Genomic DNA, 16,197 nt, shown 5'->3' on the forward strand with positions numbered 1-16,197 from the left:
ACGCCTCACGTTGTCAGAATAAAGCTAAAGGTCTGGCCGATAGAGCCGTCGCGGATAATCGGCGCGAAGCGATCTACTTCGATCATGCTACCGAGTTGCGTGATTTGAGATGCGGGAATGTAGGTCTGACCGCCGGGAACGGCGCTATCAAGAACCGTATTAATGTAAATTCCAGCCTCGCGAAGTGTCGTTCCGCTAGCGTCAGCAAGATCAAGCTGAAACCGAACATAAACGAATTGGGTGGCTTCGCTGCTCTGCGAATAACGCGCACCATCCGCCATTAGGATTGCGCCGTCCGGGTCGGGAGCTACAAAATATTTGTCCCGTGTACGTGTTACTCCGACGAATTCGTCAAGGCCAACCAGTACAGACATGGCCGCGTCAAGCGCGGCCTGTTCTTCCGGTGTGGCTGGCGGCGGAACGCTATCCCAAGCGGGGTCGCCCTGACCAATCGCGAGAAAGAAGGTCATATCGAGAAGCGCTTTTGCGAGGGCAACGCGTCCGCCCTGTGTAAACACAGCCATTTAAGAAATTCTCGTCTGAACACGCGGCACAGGAGAGCCGAACGGTTGATGAACAAAGGGCGCGTTTTGGAATTTAACGGTTGCCCGGTTCTGATAATCGACACGTACAGCGGCGGTCGCAGCAAAGCGGGCGGACGGCTGATTGACCGGCACCTTTGCTTCAACTGTGCGAACCATAAGAATATGCTGTGTGTCATGAACGACGACGCCACCCGGAGGCACGTCCAATGTAACTTTGCGGTTTACGCGCAGGGACGCGACGGGTCCGCCCGGTTCAAGCCGTTTTCCCGACCAGTTATTCAGCCCTGCGCTGCCATTGAGACGATGAGTATTGAGCCGAAAGGCGCGAACGTCCCATCCCGCAGTAACGCGAGCGAATTCGGAACGAAGAGGCTTAGAAGCCTTTACCAATTGGGTAATCGGTAGAACTACATTCGCATCACGCACTTCAAATGGTAGATGGACTTGAAACCACCACCATTTTTGCGCCTTAGCAGGAAATTCCTCTATGTCGCCGTCGTGGCTAATCCATTGCAAAGCCTTGTGAATGGCTGCTGGCGTTCCGATTAGTCGTTGCCACTGGATACCTTCGCGAAGTACGTCGCGAAGATTGGGCAGATAGCCCGCAATTTCGGCAAGACCATATTCCGAAACAAGGTAAGGAATAACTTTGTCGTTTGGATCAAACTTGAACCCTCGCAACGAGACGATGCCGGGCGACAATTCAGGGGTGCGGTCTGCCGCTTCTGAAAGCGCAATCTCAAGCGCCGTCGCATTGCTTGGTAGCAACGCTTTACGGTCTGCCATTAGTAGTCACGCCCTTTAAAATTGAGTTTGATATCACCGAGCGCGATAGCGGTTCCCGGCGGCACTATGACGGCTTGAGCAGGCTTTACGACTTGAACCCGTTGCACGCCGGAAAGGTGAAGCCGTGCTTCGATCCAAGACGGGATAAGGTCAAATCCGATCCCCGTTTCGGCGTTCCAAGCCTTCCGAAGTGCCGGTTCGAGAGTGTCCATCACAGTGTTAGGTGCGGATGGCAGGAGCCAGATATTAGCTTCGATATCCGTTCCAGTTGAAACAGCAGCTTCAACGATAACAGTGTCATTGAGCGGGCGAACTTCATCGCTAGTAACAATAGCTCGCACTGCGCCAAGCATCTCTTCGTCAGGGATGCCGCCGTTAAGTTGTGAGAGGATTGCGATATGGATAATCGGCCAAAATTCTTCACGATAAACGGCAACGTCACGAATGCGGACGTCTGCTCGCTTTGCAGCGGCAGCGTACCAGTAAGCGCCGCCCGCTGGCGAGCGAGCTTGAATAGCCAAGACTACCCGGCTTCGAAGGGCCTCATCCGTTTCACCTTCTAGACGAACGACGTCATAGAAGGCGGCAAGCTGATCCAAATCACCGCCCAATGCGAAAGAGACAAGGTTCGCTCTTGCCGCATCGTTTACACGCGCCCGGAGAAGGAACTCGCGATATGCCGACGCTTGAAGCACGATCATCACCGGATCGGTTTCAAGAATTTGCACGTCATAATCGGGAAGAGCCGGATTTTTCTGTCGCGCTACCGCCCAATATTGTTGAAAGTTTTGGATTTGCTGACGAAGGATTTCTTCGTAGTCGAGTTCTTCAATAACGTCGGGCGGCGGAAGCGCCGTTAAGTCCATTGCCATTCTAGCGCCTCATTGGAAACCGCACAGACGCGCAGGCGCGATGCGGCAAAAGCCGCTTCAAGCGCCTGTCGTGAGTTTCTGTGCCTACAGACTTGAAAGAGAGACGAAGCCGCCCGATCCAGCTTCAACGACGACACGTTTCGCGCCTTGAACGGTGAAATCGCCAAGGTGGCCGCGTGGTCGGTACTGACCTTCAATCACCAAGCGAAGTTCACCTTGGCGAAGTTCGTCGGGTGTCGAAGCAACGTGAATTTGGGTTAGCGAAAATCGAGGTTCGAATTCGAGCGCGGCATAAATTGACACCATCAACCGCAATACGACGGCTGAGGAAATGTTCTCACCAAGGATCGCCGGGATTAGTGAACCAAACCAGCGCCGCATAACCCGTGCGCTAAATGCCGTCGTAAAGATAACTTCAAGCGATTGTTCGACATGGAGCCAACCACCCAACGGCTTGCCGGTAATTCGATCAACGCCGTAGCCTGCTCCATTATCCATTTACTTTCGCCGCCTCTTTCTTGGCGCGCTTGATATCGCCATATTGGACGGCGACGACGCGATAACTTGGACATTTGGTGTAGCTTCGACGGGGCAAATAATGCCGCGCATCAGTTCGTATTCGGCTTGCTGTAATGACAATTCGAGTATGTCACCGGGCCGAACTTTGCGACCCGCAACCCACAAGCCCGCGCGTTCGGTCACGCGATAGCGTTTCCGTTCAGACATTTTAGCCTCGCAGATTGGTTAAGGGATACGGAAGAAGGGACGGCCAGAAGTGGTATGGCCGCACGAAGCGGCGTGTCCTTCGCGGCAGACCGGAATTCCTTTTATTCGGAACTTAGCGGTTCCTTGCGCCATTACCGGCGCGTTATGCGGAAACAAGCCATGTCCCGCTACCGCGTCACCAACGACAACAGCCGGAGCGCCACGTACTTTGAACTTTGCGGCCTGCATTCCAAGCTGCTTGCCCCCGGCGCTGTCGATACCAACGCAAGCTATTCCAGGCATTTGAATACCTCGCGCGCGCGATCAAGCGCGTTCTTGTCGAGCGGATTTAGTAGAACCGCGTTTTCGCCCTTGACCATGAACGTTGAACTATTCTCGCGGTCAGTGACGATTAGAAGTTCGTCGCCGTATCGGTTGATGCCGAACGTCAGACAAGAACCGCCCGTGTCCGAAGCGCCGTTCCGCGCTTCGGTAATAATCTCTGACAGTGCTTTCATTAATCGAACTCGAAATCATCCGACGAAGCGCGGAAACTGCCGCCCTTCATTTCAAGCGTGGTTCCATCGCACTTAAAAAAAACGCGAGGCGCGGTTATGATGATTTCAGTTCCGCGCAGTTCCACCTTGATACTTCCAAAGGTCAACACGTTTTCGTCGCCCTTTGAACTCGGCGAAGCGTTTTGATTACTCCATGTCATCGGTAGGGCGACGGCTTGCCGGAAATCCCCGGAAGGCGACAGCAAGGTCATTTGCTGGCCGACACTTGGCGGCGAATGAACCTTTAGCGCACCTGCAATCTGTCCGTATGGAACCCACGGCGATATGAATGGCTTTTCGTCCGTACCGCCGATGCTAATCCTTGCCGTTCCGGCTTCGGGATCAACTTCGGCAACAGTTCCATGGCGCATCATACCGTCAAGCCTTCGCTCAAGATCGGCAATACGCGAAGCCATTTCGATAATGGTTTTCATGTTCCGTCCGGCCCCAAAGCTTCGTTGATTGCATTTGCGTCAAGGTTCCAGTTTCCGTTGTCGGTTTGGATTTCTGCGCCTGCTACCGTCGTCGGAACGTCATTAGGCGATAGTGGATTGACGACCGGGGCGAAGCCCATTGCGTCAGCAGTTTCGGCATTCACACCGAGCGAAGCCATAGCACTGCGCCACGCTGGAAGATCGGGCACTTCAATTTCGTTCCGAATGATTTTCGCAAGCTTTTGTATCCCCGGATCGGGGTCGTCTTCAAAGGCGGCGAGCAGTTCAGCCCACGCACCTTCGACCGGCTGTCCGAACTCCGGCTCTGATAGCGTTTCAGTCGTAATAATCGACTGTTGCGCTGCGTAGCGAACGCCTTTTTCCGCGCTCGCTCCGCGCCGCGAAAGCACAGAACTAACCGACAAGGCAAATTTCCGCCAAAGGCGGGGCCATTTTCCTTGATCGGAAAGCAGAACACGAAATGTCTGCCTACGGATCAGGTTCAAGGTAGCCTCAAGTCCAGCATCCGTATGCGGGATTTCATAAGAGACTAATTCTTCTTCGCCTTCTTCGCCGTTTTCCTTTTCGACCTTAACTTTAACCGACACGGCAGTCGCGGCGGCGAATTCTAGCGTCAACTGTAACTCACGCGAGGCATTCAGAAGGTCGCGACCTGCGACCGTTTGTTTATCATCGTCGGTATAAACGAGGATTACCGGCTGAGCTTCTTGTTTGATCCGCTGGTCAATAGGATCAATCGCGCTATCGAACACGCAAGCACCGGCAAGCGTGCTGTTTTGCAATGCCCTGACGGTGATAATGCGAAGCGCAAGCGGAATTAGGCTCACTTCTAAATCTCCCGAACGAGGATAACGTGAAGGTCGCCGTGGTCCAAATGACGCGGTTCGACAACAGAATAAGCGGGCGATCCTGTGCGAGAAGAGAGGCGCACAAGATCGCCCTTGCGCGGGAGCCACAGCATTGCGGCCACGTCAGAGGCCATAATCTGGATGCTCACCGCGCCATTGGTTAAGCGGGTCACGCCGGGCAGGCTATTGCCGGAACGCTGTCCGCCGATATCGTCGGCGTCCGGTTCGTCGGCAAACACTGCGCGGACATTGATCGCCGGTCGGTCAGGATCGGCGGTTCGGCCTGAATACTGACTATCGATCCGGCCAGTAATGGAAACTTCTTCGCCGTAAAGGCGGTCAACCGCTCGACCAGCGACGCGGCTCAAGCGGTCAAACGCGGGCATTTACTTGTCCTTGGTCTTCGGTTCCGGCTTCGCGGTTTCCTTGGTCGCCTTGTTCGGGTCTTCAAGAAGCCCGGCGGCGATATAGCGCTTCGCCTGCTCAGCATCCGCGAGCGGGACCGTCGAACCTGCTGTCACCGGCTTACCGTCAATCCAAGTGTCGCAGGTAACTTTGTAGTCTGGCATAGCATCCTCCAACGAAAAGCCCGCCGGTTAGGGCGGGCTTGGTCTGGTTTGTCAGTGATTAAGCTGCAAACGAGGAATTAAGGCGGACCTGACCTGAGCCAGACGGATTTGCGGCGGCAGCGGCGGCAACGCCTGCAAGGGTGTTCTCACCTGCGGTAGCGGTAAGAACCTTGTTAGTCGCATCGAAATAGATCGGCGCACCAACGGTCCAAGCTTCTGCGGCGTTTTTGGCGTATTCGTACACGCCGCCAATCTTGGCTTCGAACTCAGCGCCAGCGACAGCAGACGTTGCGGCAACGGCAACAATGGAACCCTGAACGACAATTTCGCCGCTCTTAACGCCACCGGCACCGGCTACAAGCGTCAGAACGTCGCCGGGCTGAATGTAATTCTTCATTTTCGCGTCCTTTCACGAAATCTCAAAAGAAAAGCCGCGCTCAATGGCGCGGCTTGATCGGGGTAGTTTGGATTAACCGGCGAACGGGTTCTTTTGCAGGCCGCGCCAATCGAGCGTTTTCGCGCCGACGTCGAGACGAACCTTTACTTCAACACCATCGACGTCGAAGCCCATGCGGGTTTCAGTGTAGACGCCCTGCTGACCTTCAAGGTAGGCAAGTTCAACCACATCAACCAAGCTGTTATCAGCGGCGAAGTAATAGTTCGTTGCCGACCCGGTGATGCCGTAACGAGCGATACCGCCGTCAAGGCGAGGTTCGGAAATCACCGTCAGATTTTTGAGCGAAGCCGGAACCTGATCGCCATCCTTGGCCGGATAGATCGTGGTCAGGAACGTTTCGGCGTCCGTCTGCAATGCCTTGGGCACAAGAATGTAAGAAGGAGACAGGTTCAGAACGGTTTTTCCGTCAAGGCCGGTCTGCAAGCTCATGCGCAAGCGTGCATTGGAAACAGTCGCCTTGCCGATTGCGCCAGCAGTCAGAAGGTTCTTATGGTCAGCGTGGAAGAGGGCCTTGCCGTCACCCATAACCGGATTAGCAAGGATTTGCGCCCAAACTACATCGCTTTCAAGCTGTGCAGCCTGAACGCCGAAGGCACGCGGAATGCGAGTGAAAGCGCCAAGGTCGTCGTTGATAATGGTCTGGCGGGTGATGCCGATAACCTTACCATAAGTTTCGATGCGGTACTTTTCACCAGCTTCGCCGACCGTTCCGCGCTTGAACTCGCCATGTTCGTTCACCTTATCGAACTGCGGAGCTTCGCCAAGCTGGACGCGGCTAACGTCCTTGAAGTCCGGCACGGTCGAGATACGAGTAAACGGACGGAAGGTCTGTGGCGCGGCTTCGTAGCCGGTCTTCAACGTTTTGTTCAGAACGTTTTCAAGAATGACCGGGAAATCGGAAGTCGAGTGAAGGCCACCGGAGCGCTGCGAAAGAGCGGAAGCGGCAAGTTCCATCTTCGACATACCACGGGTACGAACCCCACGGCTTTCAAGGCATTCGCGGGCTACTTCCAGAAGGGACATTCCCATGAAGTCGCGAGCGCCATCAACAGTCAATGGATAAGCGCCGGGGTCCGCGCGGTGCAGGAGAGCGGCGGCAACAGCTTCGCCACGCGCTTCTTCGCGAGTATTGTCGATCACGGTTGCTCCGATCAGATGACCCGCACCAAGCGGGCTATTTTTGCGTTCTTCGGTCACAAGCTTTTCAAGAAGAAGCTCGCGGAATTCTTCGACCGAAGTTCCGGCGGTGGCGTGTTCTGCTCCGAAATCTGCAACACCTGCGCGGGTGGCGAGGTCACGGATTTCCGAAGAGCGCTTGCGTTCACGTTCAACGGCTTCGCGAGCGGCTACTTCTGCGGCGCGAGTAACGTCAGCCTGCGAAATACCGGCCTGAGTGGCAACTGGAGCCGCGCCGCGCTGTTCGGTCGTTACTTCGGAATTATCCTTTACTTCGCTGCCGGTAGTTTCGTCCGCGCGAGCGTTATTCTTGTCAGCCATTTCAATGTCTCCATTGGCGTTTTCAGGGGCAGGGGCATCGCGCGTGACGACGATGCAGGGATAAGTTTGCTGGCCGTTCGCCTTATCGGCGGAACGGATTTGAGCGTCGGGGTCTGCGGGGATTGGCACTGCCGAAACTTCAAGCGGTTCCCAATCGACCACGCGGTGCAAGGGAACGTCGCCTTCCTGCCCTTCGGTCTTTACGACCTTGTGGACGCGGTAGCCGACAGACACGTTTCGGATGATGCCGTCGCGGATTTTTTGAACGGCGTCGGCGTCGCCCGGCGCACGCGAAAGCAAAACGCGGGCGGTTCCAACACCGTTTTCGATTTTGGCGGAGCCGGGAACGATTGAACCGAGAACGCGCGAGATATCGTAGCTATCGTGCGTATCGAGGAACGGTGCGCCAGCATTTAGGCGCTCAAGACGAATTGCCTGCGGCGTAACCTCAAGTTCTTCGTCATATGGGCCGTCCCACCAGCTATTGCGGCGAACACGCGCGCCGGTAGTCCAGACGATTTCGATTGTGTTTTCGTTTTCGTCAAAACTTTGCGCGCGAAAGCTCGCATCCCGCCTTACGGCAGGAACAAGAATTTGCTGCTCCATACGGATCAGTCCTTTGAGTTTTGAGAAGGGACGCCGCCGCCGTCGCCGGGCGGATCGGGTTCCATTTGGAACATACCCTGTTTGGTGACGTTACGCGGATCGGTGTCCAGAATGACCTTGCCCGCATCAAGCTTCGCGTTCCAGCCGATGGTTTCTTTCAACACAACGTCTGGATTGCGTCCGGTCGAGGAAATGGCATCAGGCATTGACCGAAGCCCGGCGCGAACCTCTGCGATAATTGCTTCCGCATCCTTCTTAGGATCAGCCGAATAGAATTTCGGCGGGGTCCATTCTACAGGAACGTAAGGCGTATCGATCTTGCCGTCAGAGTAGGCCGCTTCGCAGAACCAATCCCATATTGGTTCGCAGAGCATCGGAATAACCATTTGCCACTGAACGGCTGAAACAAGCCGGGCAAATGGTTCGATGCCGATCTTTGAAGAAGCGTAACTTGCCTGCGAAAGATCGCCGGTCAGTAGGAAATAAGGAATACGGAAGCCAGCCGCGATAGTGTGCAGCATGGCCCGCTTGTATGCCTCATATTGGCTATTCGCGGCGGGCGTGTTGAACTTGATATCGTCCGCGCCTTCTGCGAACGCAAACATACCGGGTTCAAAGCGCTCGACCGGATAACCAGAGCCGTCGTAGACGCCGGGCTTGCGCACAACATCGTCAGCCTTAACCGGAATGCCTAAGCCTTCATCCTCATTCTTGCGAACGAGGATACCGACCATGCAGCTTTCAATCTTTTTGCGGACGATTTCAGCGCCTTCATATTCGCCTAGATCGTGGATAGGCGACATGACGGGCGATCCCCACGGGACGCCGCGCACCTGTGTTCGCTGCTTTTCGAACACATGGGCGATATCTTTGGCCGCAACAGGCTTGGAAATCAGTGCGGAGCGAGGATCAAGGTAAGTGTTTCCGGGGTGCGATTGGAAAAGCCAATAGTTGGCTCGCCTTCCTTCGGCATCGAATTCGATACCTTGAACAGCGATATTACCAGCGGAAAGCGGTCCTTCCTTCGCGCTATCGATCATGTCGGTTTCAAGGACTTGCAATTGCAAGGGAACCGGCAATTTATCTTTGCGCGTCCGGCGGCGGCGACGAATAATACCGTCGCCACTCTCAATCATCCCGCGAATAGCGAGCGTTTGAAGCCCATAGAAATCAAGCCCGCCGTCCGCGTCGGCTTTCTTCGACCATTCGTCAAAAAGGTCATTGACCTTCTTGTCTTTTGCGTCGTCGCCCGTTTTGGCGCGTGGCATGATGCCGTCGCCGACAATATGCGTCACAAGCTGCGTTACTGCATTCGCAGCGTGCGGGTTATTTCGGACTAGCTCACGCATTCGATTGCGAAGGCGAGCGCCAGCACTTCCGATTTCGGCATCGGCGGACGTACCAGACGACCGCCAATTCCCATTCAGTCGCGAGCTTGTCGCACCATCGTAGCCCCGTGAAAGGACTTCAAGGACGGCACGCTGACGAACACGGCGCGCGGCAGCGCCGGGGGCAACCCATCCGATTGCCCGATCCAGAAAATTTAGCTTCGTCATTAGAACGCCGCCAAAATTCCGCGACGCCTGCGACCAGATAAGGCGGCTTTTTCGCCTTCTAACCAGTCAAGACGGGCCTTGAGGTCAGCAAAAGACGGGTATTCGGTTCGCTTAACGACGCCATTCGTGCGCGTTTCGACCACCTTGACCCCTAACGTGATTGCCTCACGAATTGCCGCGATTTCTTCGTCAAGTGTGGACATAGCGACCTTTACCAGATGCTTTTTCGTCTTCCGCCGTCCGGGCGCATCCAGTCATCCCGGCGCGGTTGCGCGGGTGGCGGTGGCTGCGGCTGTTGAGGCGGGGTTTGGTTGACGTCCTCCCGCACAGCAGGGGGCACGACCGGGGCAGGTTGCACCGGCTCAATAGTCACAAGGTCCGCGCCTTCACCGACGCGAACTGTTCCTTCGGGGATCGTATGGACGCGAAGCATATAGGCCGCTGCCGCTGCCATGCTTTCGCAGTCCAAGAAGTGGTTGTCCTTGTGACGCGGTATCCATTGCGCCTTACCGTTGGCGGGATTGATCTTCCGACCTTCGGAAACGATCTGGCGCGCGTAATCTTCCGTCACGCCGCCAAAGATCGCACCGTCAGGCTCGACCAACCCCATAGGCAGATGAAAACTGCCGGGCCTGCCGATTTCCAAACGGACGCGGCTATGAACAAGCGACTTGAAATAGTCGGTGTCCAAGTGGATCAGCGTAAGCGAGCTTTTATGCCGCTTGCCGGTATGAGCTACTTCGACCTTGGAAGGTCGTAGCGGCGTCGTTTGCGTGTCTTTACCTTTGGTGGCGAAAATCCATCGTGGATAGCGCAAGGCGAACTCATAAACGCGGTGTTCATCGCCTGCGCCTGTCTTGTTCGGACGGAAACCGCTGTCGATGAAAACGCAGTCGATCATGCGCCCGTGGATTGGCGTTAGAAGGTACGTTTCGAGTTCATCCCATACGTTGCGATCCGACGTCGGGCCGTAAATCTGGCCGAAGTCGAGCAACCATGACGAACCGCGAGCGCCGAAGCCGCGAACGACATAGATCAGCGAGCGCTTTTGAACGTCCACGCCTGCGGTAATCCGAATGACTTCACGAGGAAGGTCGCCGATGCGGTATGGTAGCCGCTTCGTCATAACCTCTTGCCATTCAGGCGTTTCACCCAAGCCGCCGAGCGTATAACACTCACCGAAACCGGCGTTCATAGCGGTTTGGATTTCGTTGTCGTCGCCGCTCGCTAGAGCGGACAGGTAGCGTTCGGCACGCTGACCCCATGTCCGAAAAGGACTGGCAAGACCCGATACCCAAAAGCTTAGCGTCGTACTGTCCGGCGGTGCGCCTTCGACTTCGCCGTCGCGATTGATTGTCTGACCGGGCGCGATGTACCGGCCACGATCATTCATCCAGCGCTTGGCGCTCAAATTCGACTTAACGACAGTTACGTTTTCGTCTTCATTGATTGTGCATCCGCAATGCGGGCACACAAGATAGGCGTCGCGGCGCGCTTGCGCTGGTGTGGCGTGTTTCGGCCAATGAAGGCACGAAAAGCGCGGCACGAAGTAATCTCCGCAATGCGGACAGGGCCAAGCCCAATGATACCGCGTACCTGACTGAAAAAGGGACCAGATAGGGCTTTGAACCGCTTCCGGGTCCGCGACCTTCCAGAATTCAAGCCCGGACACAGGGTCAATCTCCGTTTCGATATGGCCCTGCGAAGGCGTCGAAGTAACGACCGTAACGAAGTCGGCGTAAGTGTCGCCGCGCGCTTCCACAAGGCCGAGCGGATCGCCTTGCCCCTTAATGTTGGCAAGCATTTCATCGTATTCATCGACAATCGCAAGCGCTGCGGGGTCGGACTTGAGCGCCGATGAAGAGCCTGCATGAGCTAGGCGGATCGGAACGCCAGCGACGATTTTGCGCGTCTTCTTCATGCGCTTGCCGCGCTGCACCTTGCCAGAAAGGCGAGGCGCTTCATCGAGCAAGCCCATAAGGCGAGGTTCAAACTGTTCGGTTAGAAACTCTTTCGTTGGCGCGACCCACAAAATAGGTGCGGGCCGCTGGTCGAGCCGGTGGCCGACGATATCAAGTTCGCTGTCCGTCTTGCCCATCTGAGCGCCGAAGACGCCAACGACACGGCTTGCGCCGCTGCTATCGACTGCGCGTTCAAATGGGATGACGTAAGGCGTTAGACTAGGTTCGCGTGGACCGGGGACGCCCGCGCTTGCGGGGTATTGCCTGTTCTCCCTCGCCCACTGATCCGGTGTCAGCTTCGGCGGCACTTCCAAAAACGTCGCCGCCCGTTCGAAGAGTTGCGACGGATGACCGGAGCGCGGACGCCATGCGGTTGCGGCTTGCATCGATTTCCTTTTCGATAAGCCTGCGCGTCGGCACATCGCGCGTTACTCGCGCTGGCAGGCCGCTAAGTTCGGCAACCACCACACCAAGAAGGAAATCTTGGGCGGCTGTTGCGTCGTCGGTTGGGATAAGCTCGCGTTTCTTTTCCGCGATACGAATTTGAATTTCCTCTGCGCGGGCATCGCGCACGCGGTTATCGGCAGAGGTTTTGTTCTGGTTCTTATTGTCTTCGCGTAGGGACTTGATGTAGCCCTGCACCACGCCGACGAACGGAACCTTCCCGCGTGAAGGACGGGGGAAATACCCGGCCTTCGATAGTTGCCGGATACGCTCTTCGGAAATCATAAGAAGGCGCGCGGCCTGTCCAATGGAAATCAGGCCGCTACCCGGTTCGGTTTCGTCTGCCATTAGATTGCGGGTCGCTCATAGATAAATCCGGCAAAGTCACCAAAGCGGAAGATCGGATCGAAGCCGGGAAGCTCCGCTTCCGTCATCGGTCTTTGGACGCCTGCCAGAGACAGTTCTTTTTGAATAATTTCGTCCGCCGGAGCGCCGTTTTCGTACTTTGCCGCAAGCGTAAGACGATAGATCACTGAGCCTAAATGACCGGCGCGCGCGGCCATCTTGTCGAAGACAAGAACAGCACCGCCCGGCTGGATCGCATTGACCATCCGACGAACTACGCCCGCGCGATCCGCAACAGGAACGAACATCAAAGCCAAGAAGGCGACGATCAAATCAGGCTTGTAAGGTTGGAAATCGAACGCCAAAACGTCGGAAACGATCATTTCGCCGGGGGCTTGATAACGCTCCGCCATATCGGCAGCATTGTCGATAGCAATCAACCGAGCTTGACGATCCGAAAGGGTCTTCGCAATGGCGCGACCGACATTGCCGGTTGAAGCTCCAACGTCAATTACCGTACCGTTTTCAGGCACATAATGGCGGGCGACGTGAGCGACAATACCCGTTGCGATATCGTACCACGGCAGTTGTTCGCGCACATGGCTATCAAATGCCGCTGCTACTTCTGGCGTCTTGAAAGTCCAGTTCTCCGGTATCTCGAATGTTTTTCCATGCGAATTGCTGGACATATTTTTCCAACCACTTTTTAGTCATTTCCAACGGCGCTAGGCGTCGGGATTTGATGGAGATTGAAAATGACGAATTTGACTTCCGTAGAAGTGTCCAAGCTCACAGCAATTGTTACCGGCGGCGTATTCCACCGCTCCGCAACTCGTACCGAAGCGGTTAATCGCTTCCAGCGCGTTTGCGACGAAGCAAAGATCGCTTCACCGCTGATCTTTCTCGAAAAGCCGTTTGATATCGCTTCCGCCGAATTGTCGGTCGCGGTTAGCACTTGCAAGTCGCAGGTCGCCGAGGCTCCGCAGTCGCAATTGTCGTTCGAAGAGAACGAAGCGGAGGTCGTCAATTTCAGCGCTGCACGCAGCCTTATTCGTTCATCCGCTATCGATCTGGCTATCGCGACCAAGCCGCAGCCAAAGAAAGAAGCCAAAGAGCCGAAGGAACCGACCAAGCGCGAAGTTATGCTTGATATGGTATGTAGTCCGGAAGGCGCTACCGAAGCCGAAATCTGCGAGCGGATCGGCTGGAAAGCCTGCGCGACGACGCTCAAGCGAGCCGCAAAGGCCGCTAACGTTACTCTTCGCCTTGAGCGCCAGAAAGGCGCGAAATCACGCTTCTTCGGCACGCGGCCATAACCCGCGTGCTTACCTGCCGATCTTGGCTAGAATTTCATCGCGAACGGTTGCCGCTATATGGCTCATCATTACCGGCGGCACCGCTCTTCCAATCCGTTCCCATTGCTGCGCATAGGTTCCGGTTAGCTTGAAGTCGTCGGGAAAACCGCCGATCCGCCGAAGCTCCGCGATACTGAACTTTCTCTTTTCAGTCGGATGCGTCACACCAGCGAGTGAAGCCGTCCCGCCCGCCGCCGTAATTGTCGGCGACGGTTCGTTAGGGTCGGGCCGTACAAGCTGAAAATAGCGATCTGATTGACCGCCGGGATTTAGCTTGTCCCATTCTTCACCGATAGCAAAACGCCCGATATCGGCTTCCGCTTCGACCGTAACTGCTATTCCGTTCGTCAACCATGGCAGCGCGTCGCTGATCGAATAGCGATACGAAAGAGGCTTAGGAAAGACCGGATTTAGGCCAAGGTCTTCGCGAACGCCCATAAAGATTAGACGCTGCCGCGCCTGCGGTACGCCAAGCCATTGAGCGTCAAGCAAACGCGCTTCAACCCGATATCCGCACGCCTTGAGCGCTGCAAGGATTTCGAGGAAATAGCCCTTTGCCGTGCCTTTGATTAGGCCGCTGACGTTCTCCGCAACGAAGACCTTCGGCTTGAGTTGGCGCAGAAGCCGAGCGTATTCGAAGAATAGATCATCGACGCGCTGTTCACTGTCGGAATACTTCTTTACCTGCCCCCACGCCTTTTCGCGCTTGCCTGCCGTCGAGAAAGACGCGCAAGGAGGCGAGCCGTCGAAAACGTCAAGTTCGCCCGGCTTGAGGCCGGTCGCTGCAAGGATTTCGTCTGCCGTGACCTGCCGGATATCGCGACCGTCAACAATCGTTCCGGGCCGCGCGTTGGCAAGGTACGTTTCGCGAGCGGCTTCGATAAACTCGGAAGCGAAAAGTACACGAAAGCCCGCCATGCGATAGCCGGTTGAAGAGCCGCCACAGCCTGCAAAAGTCGAGATTACGTTATAGCCGTTCCACGGCATCGCGCTGACGTCGCTCATGAGCGGTACTTGATACGGCGGCTTGTCCAAGCTGGTCATAGGTCGATCCTTGCCGTCGCGCTCAATAACGATATGGACCGGGCGACCGGCAACAATCGCAGGTGACGGCGTATCGGTGCAGTCAATAAATTCATGAGCGGTGCCGGGGAACTTACGCGCGCCCGGCGTGTCCTTGAGCAAGCCTACTTGGCGCTCAATCCAAATCCGCACTTCACTTTACCTTGCCTGACCATTGATACCCGCATTTCGGGCACTGGTGTTCGGTTGCAATATCCTCGCCGTAAGATGGAAACTCTTCCGGCGCGGAAGGCGCTTTCGCCTCTGCGAAAAGCTTGCCGATTTCCTTATCGTCAAAGCCCATCATGTCGGCGCTGAATTCACCTTCGGAAAGAAGGTTATCAAGCTCGATTTTGAGAAGCTCTTCATCCCAACCGCCGCCAATCTCGGAAAGCTTGTTATCGGCAATGGTGTAAGCGCGTCTTTTCTCTTCCGACCAATCGCGAGCCACAACGACCGGCACTTCTTCAAGAGCAAGATACTTCGCAGCAAGCACGCGGCCATGACCTGCAATGATCGTACCGTCTTCCGCTACAAGAACCGGCATTGTGAAGCCGAATTCTTCGATAGATTTCGCTAGTTTTTTGACCTGATTATCCGAATGCTTCTTAGCGTTTCGAGCATACGGAATAAGGTCTTCAACAGCCCACATTTCGGCGCTTGCAGCGAGGTTATTGACGGCGCTTGTCATGCGTTCTCTTCCTAAAACAAAATCCGAATTGCAAAATCGGAAATACGCTCAAAAACCGGGGCCGTGTTGCCCGCTAGGGTTGGCCCCTTTCGAAAGATCGTTCACACCCCGGAGGGGGCGGGCGGGGTCGGGGCGGGGGTCGAAAAGCAGGGCCGCGCGTCAGTCGTGCCAGCACGCAGTAGGTACACGGTCGGTTGCGGACGGGTCGCTATAGGTGACGTCGCTATAGGTAGGGGCCTTGATCAAATAGGCATAGACGCAAGGCGAATAGGCGGACGGGCTTACGAAGGCACGGTCTACTTGCCTATAGCTAGCGGTACGCAAGGCAAGAGGTTCTTGCTTTGGCTCCGCGCGCGTCGCGCGCCTGCGGCGCGCCGCGCTTTGTTCTACCTATAGCGATTGTTCTTATAAGTGTTGGTTCTCTTCCTATAGGCGAAAGGGTCAACGGTCTTCTTGCGGCTAAGGTTCGCCGCAACATTTTCCCGTGGACTTTTTGCCTATCGGGGCACAGGGGCAAATAGGCCCCCCCCTTTTTTTAGCTGAGGCCCGCGCGTACCGCCGCATCCTTGGCTTCAAGGAGCTTGCGCAAGGCAACGGTACGTTCGGGATTGCGGGGCGTCGTTTCTACGATCTGGTGCGCAAGGTCACAGAATGGCTTGGAACGGTTCCGAAGGACTTCCGGCAGGTGTGCATAATGGAAGTAGCGCAAGATATGATCCTGCGCGATTTGCTCTTCGGTAAACTCAGCGGGCGCAGGATGGATTGCTTCGGACATAGGTTTTCTCTCTTCTTAGACTGGATTGGTTGCGGGGGCGTGGATCGAACACGCGTTCATTCCGGGCATGAGCCGGTCGCCAAGTCCACTTGACATTCCCCGCGTCGCCGC

The 16,197-nt window shown here is 55.8% G+C and carries 21 protein-coding genes and 1 tRNA gene; 1 reads left to right on the forward strand and 21 read right to left on the reverse strand.

Features of this window, described 5'->3' with window-relative positions:
* Positions 1–5: 5 nt before the first annotated feature.
* The 17 genes from OANT_RS07715 to OANT_RS07795 form a co-directional block, all read right to left on the reverse strand.
* On the reverse strand, positions 6–524 hold the full coding sequence (locus OANT_RS07715; RefSeq protein ID WP_012091551.1) for a BW3TFN family phage tail fiber component: 519 nt from the start codon (positions 522–524) through the stop codon (positions 6–8).
* Entirely contained in the window at positions 525–1,331 is an 807-nt protein-coding gene (locus OANT_RS07720) for a phage tail protein (RefSeq protein WP_012091552.1), read from the reverse strand.
* Positions 1,331–2,203 (reverse strand): baseplate assembly protein, encoded by an 873-nt coding sequence (locus OANT_RS07725; RefSeq protein ID WP_012091553.1) that lies wholly within the window; start codon positions 2,201–2,203, stop codon positions 1,331–1,333. The genes OANT_RS07720 and OANT_RS07725 overlap by 1 nt, the downstream gene beginning before the upstream one ends.
* An 84-nt stretch (positions 2,204–2,287) precedes the next feature.
* The gene (locus tag OANT_RS07730) at positions 2,288–2,701 is read right to left on the reverse strand and encodes a GPW/gp25 family protein (protein ID WP_012091554.1); all 414 of its coding nucleotides are present in this window, start codon (positions 2,699–2,701) and stop codon (positions 2,288–2,290) included.
* Between the two features lie 246 nt (positions 2,702–2,947).
* On the reverse strand, positions 2,948–3,211 hold the full coding sequence (locus OANT_RS27405; RefSeq protein WP_041545042.1) for a PAAR domain-containing protein: 264 nt from the start codon (positions 3,209–3,211) through the stop codon (positions 2,948–2,950).
* A complete protein-coding gene (locus OANT_RS07740; protein WP_041545043.1) occupies positions 3,199–3,426 on the reverse strand; it encodes a hypothetical protein in 228 nt (75 codons plus the stop codon). Before OANT_RS07740 ends, OANT_RS27405 begins: the two co-directional genes overlap by 13 nt.
* A complete protein-coding gene (locus tag OANT_RS07745; RefSeq protein ID WP_012091555.1) occupies positions 3,426–3,899 on the reverse strand; it encodes a phage baseplate assembly protein V in 474 nt (157 codons plus the stop codon). The genes OANT_RS07740 and OANT_RS07745 overlap by 1 nt, the downstream gene beginning before the upstream one ends.
* Positions 3,896–4,672, reverse strand: coding sequence for a hypothetical protein (locus OANT_RS07750; protein WP_235823013.1), 777 nt, complete (start codon positions 4,670–4,672; stop codon positions 3,896–3,898). Before OANT_RS07750 ends, OANT_RS07745 begins: the two co-directional genes overlap by 4 nt.
* A 77-nt stretch (positions 4,673–4,749) precedes the next feature.
* Positions 4,750–5,154 (reverse strand): hypothetical protein, encoded by a 405-nt coding sequence (locus OANT_RS07755; protein ID WP_012091557.1) that lies wholly within the window; start codon positions 5,152–5,154, stop codon positions 4,750–4,752.
* Positions 5,155–5,337: a hypothetical protein gene (locus OANT_RS07760; RefSeq protein ID WP_041545045.1), complete on the reverse strand. Its 183-nt coding sequence runs from the start codon at positions 5,335–5,337 to the stop codon at positions 5,155–5,157.
* 58 nt (positions 5,338–5,395) lie between these two features.
* Entirely contained in the window at positions 5,396–5,734 is a 339-nt protein-coding gene (locus tag OANT_RS07765) for a DUF2190 family protein (protein ID WP_012091558.1), read from the reverse strand.
* Between the two features lie 72 nt (positions 5,735–5,806).
* The gene (locus tag OANT_RS07770; RefSeq protein ID WP_012091559.1) at positions 5,807–7,897 is read right to left on the reverse strand and encodes a prohead protease/major capsid protein fusion protein; all 2,091 of its coding nucleotides are present in this window, start codon (positions 7,895–7,897) and stop codon (positions 5,807–5,809) included.
* A 5-nt stretch (positions 7,898–7,902) separates the two neighbouring features.
* Positions 7,903–9,453, reverse strand: a complete 1,551-nt coding sequence (locus tag OANT_RS07775) for a phage portal protein (protein ID WP_012091560.1) — start codon at positions 9,451–9,453, stop codon at positions 7,903–7,905.
* Complete coding sequence (locus OANT_RS07780; RefSeq protein ID WP_041545047.1) at positions 9,453–9,656, reverse strand: phage head-tail joining protein; 204 nt, start codon at positions 9,654–9,656, stop codon at positions 9,453–9,455. Before OANT_RS07780 ends, OANT_RS07775 begins: the two co-directional genes overlap by 1 nt.
* 8 nt (positions 9,657–9,664) lie before the next feature.
* Positions 9,665–11,722: a terminase gpA endonuclease subunit gene (locus tag OANT_RS07785; RefSeq protein WP_235823023.1), complete on the reverse strand. Its 2,058-nt coding sequence runs from the start codon at positions 11,720–11,722 to the stop codon at positions 9,665–9,667.
* Positions 11,634–12,206, reverse strand: a complete 573-nt coding sequence (locus OANT_RS26345) for a hypothetical protein (RefSeq protein ID WP_041545053.1) — start codon at positions 12,204–12,206, stop codon at positions 11,634–11,636. Before OANT_RS26345 ends, OANT_RS07785 begins: the two co-directional genes overlap by 89 nt.
* Positions 12,206–12,892, reverse strand: coding sequence for a class I SAM-dependent methyltransferase (locus tag OANT_RS07795; protein ID WP_012091562.1), 687 nt, complete (start codon positions 12,890–12,892; stop codon positions 12,206–12,208). The genes OANT_RS26345 and OANT_RS07795 overlap by 1 nt, the downstream gene beginning before the upstream one ends.
* A 66-nt stretch (positions 12,893–12,958) precedes the next feature.
* Here OANT_RS07795 and OANT_RS07800 point away from each other — a divergent pair, with 66 nt between their 5' ends.
* The gene (locus OANT_RS07800) at positions 12,959–13,519 is read left to right on the forward strand and encodes a DUF3489 domain-containing protein (protein ID WP_012091563.1); all 561 of its coding nucleotides are present in this window, start codon (positions 12,959–12,961) and stop codon (positions 13,517–13,519) included.
* Between the two features lie 9 nt (positions 13,520–13,528).
* On the opposite strand, the gene OANT_RS07805 is transcribed toward OANT_RS07800, so the two are convergent.
* The 4 genes from OANT_RS07805 to OANT_RS26350 all read right to left on the reverse strand — a co-directional run bounded on the left by OANT_RS07805 (position 13,529) and on the right by OANT_RS26350 (position 16,190).
* A complete protein-coding gene (locus tag OANT_RS07805) occupies positions 13,529–14,773 on the reverse strand; it encodes a DNA cytosine methyltransferase (RefSeq protein ID WP_012091564.1) in 1,245 nt (414 codons plus the stop codon).
* A gap of 1 nt (position 14,774) precedes the next feature.
* The gene (locus tag OANT_RS07810; RefSeq protein ID WP_012091565.1) at positions 14,775–15,311 is read right to left on the reverse strand and encodes a ParB/Srx family N-terminal domain-containing protein; all 537 of its coding nucleotides are present in this window, start codon (positions 15,309–15,311) and stop codon (positions 14,775–14,777) included.
* Between the two features lie 535 nt (positions 15,312–15,846).
* Positions 15,847–16,086, reverse strand: coding sequence for a hypothetical protein (locus OANT_RS07820; protein WP_012091566.1), 240 nt, complete (start codon positions 16,084–16,086; stop codon positions 15,847–15,849).
* 26 nt (positions 16,087–16,112) lie between these two features.
* Positions 16,113–16,190, reverse strand: a tRNA-Met gene (locus OANT_RS26350).
* Positions 16,191–16,197: the final 7 nt, after the last annotated feature.

Source organism: Brucella anthropi ATCC 49188 (assembly GCF_000017405.1).
GTDB lineage: Bacteria > Pseudomonadota > Alphaproteobacteria > Rhizobiales > Rhizobiaceae > Brucella > Brucella anthropi.

Bases quoted from the DNA above. Each gene is read 5' to 3' on its own strand.
- OANT_RS07715 (WP_012091551.1), bottom strand. From the start codon at position 524: ATGGCTGTGTTTACACAGGGCGGACGCGTTGCCCTCGCAAAAGCGCTT.
- OANT_RS07720 (WP_012091552.1), bottom strand. From the start codon at position 1,331: ATGGCAGACCGTAAAGCGTTGCTACCAAGCAATGCGACGGCGCTTGAG.
- OANT_RS07725 (WP_012091553.1), bottom strand. From the start codon at position 2,203: ATGGCAATGGACTTAACGGCGCTTCCGCCGCCCGACGTTATTGAAGAA.
- OANT_RS07730 (WP_012091554.1), bottom strand. From the start codon at position 2,701: ATGGATAATGGAGCAGGCTACGGCGTTGATCGAATTACCGGCAAGCCG.
- OANT_RS27405 (WP_041545042.1), bottom strand. From the start codon at position 3,211: ATGCCTGGAATAGCTTGCGTTGGTATCGACAGCGCCGGGGGCAAGCAG.
- OANT_RS07740 (WP_041545043.1), bottom strand. From the start codon at position 3,426: ATGAAAGCACTGTCAGAGATTATTACCGAAGCGCGGAACGGCGCTTCG.
- OANT_RS07745 (WP_012091555.1), bottom strand. From the start codon at position 3,899: ATGAAAACCATTATCGAAATGGCTTCGCGTATTGCCGATCTTGAGCGA.
- OANT_RS07755 (WP_012091557.1), bottom strand. From the start codon at position 5,154: ATGCCCGCGTTTGACCGCTTGAGCCGCGTCGCTGGTCGAGCGGTTGAC.
- OANT_RS07760 (WP_041545045.1), bottom strand. From the start codon at position 5,337: ATGCCAGACTACAAAGTTACCTGCGACACTTGGATTGACGGTAAGCCG.
- OANT_RS07765 (WP_012091558.1), bottom strand. From the start codon at position 5,734: ATGAAGAATTACATTCAGCCCGGCGACGTTCTGACGCTTGTAGCCGGT.
- OANT_RS07770 (WP_012091559.1), bottom strand. From the start codon at position 7,897: ATGGAGCAGCAAATTCTTGTTCCTGCCGTAAGGCGGGATGCGAGCTTT.
- OANT_RS07775 (WP_012091560.1), bottom strand. From the start codon at position 9,453: ATGACGAAGCTAAATTTTCTGGATCGGGCAATCGGATGGGTTGCCCCC.
- OANT_RS07780 (WP_041545047.1), bottom strand. From the start codon at position 9,656: ATGTCCACACTTGACGAAGAAATCGCGGCAATTCGTGAGGCAATCACG.
- OANT_RS26345 (WP_041545053.1), bottom strand. From the start codon at position 12,206: ATGGCAGACGAAACCGAACCGGGTAGCGGCCTGATTTCCATTGGACAG.
- OANT_RS07795 (WP_012091562.1), bottom strand. From the start codon at position 12,892: ATGTCCAGCAATTCGCATGGAAAAACATTCGAGATACCGGAGAACTGG.
- OANT_RS07800 (WP_012091563.1), top strand. From the start codon at position 12,959: ATGACGAATTTGACTTCCGTAGAAGTGTCCAAGCTCACAGCAATTGTT.
- OANT_RS07810 (WP_012091565.1), bottom strand. From the start codon at position 15,311: ATGACAAGCGCCGTCAATAACCTCGCTGCAAGCGCCGAAATGTGGGCT.
- OANT_RS07820 (WP_012091566.1), bottom strand. From the start codon at position 16,086: ATGTCCGAAGCAATCCATCCTGCGCCCGCTGAGTTTACCGAAGAGCAA.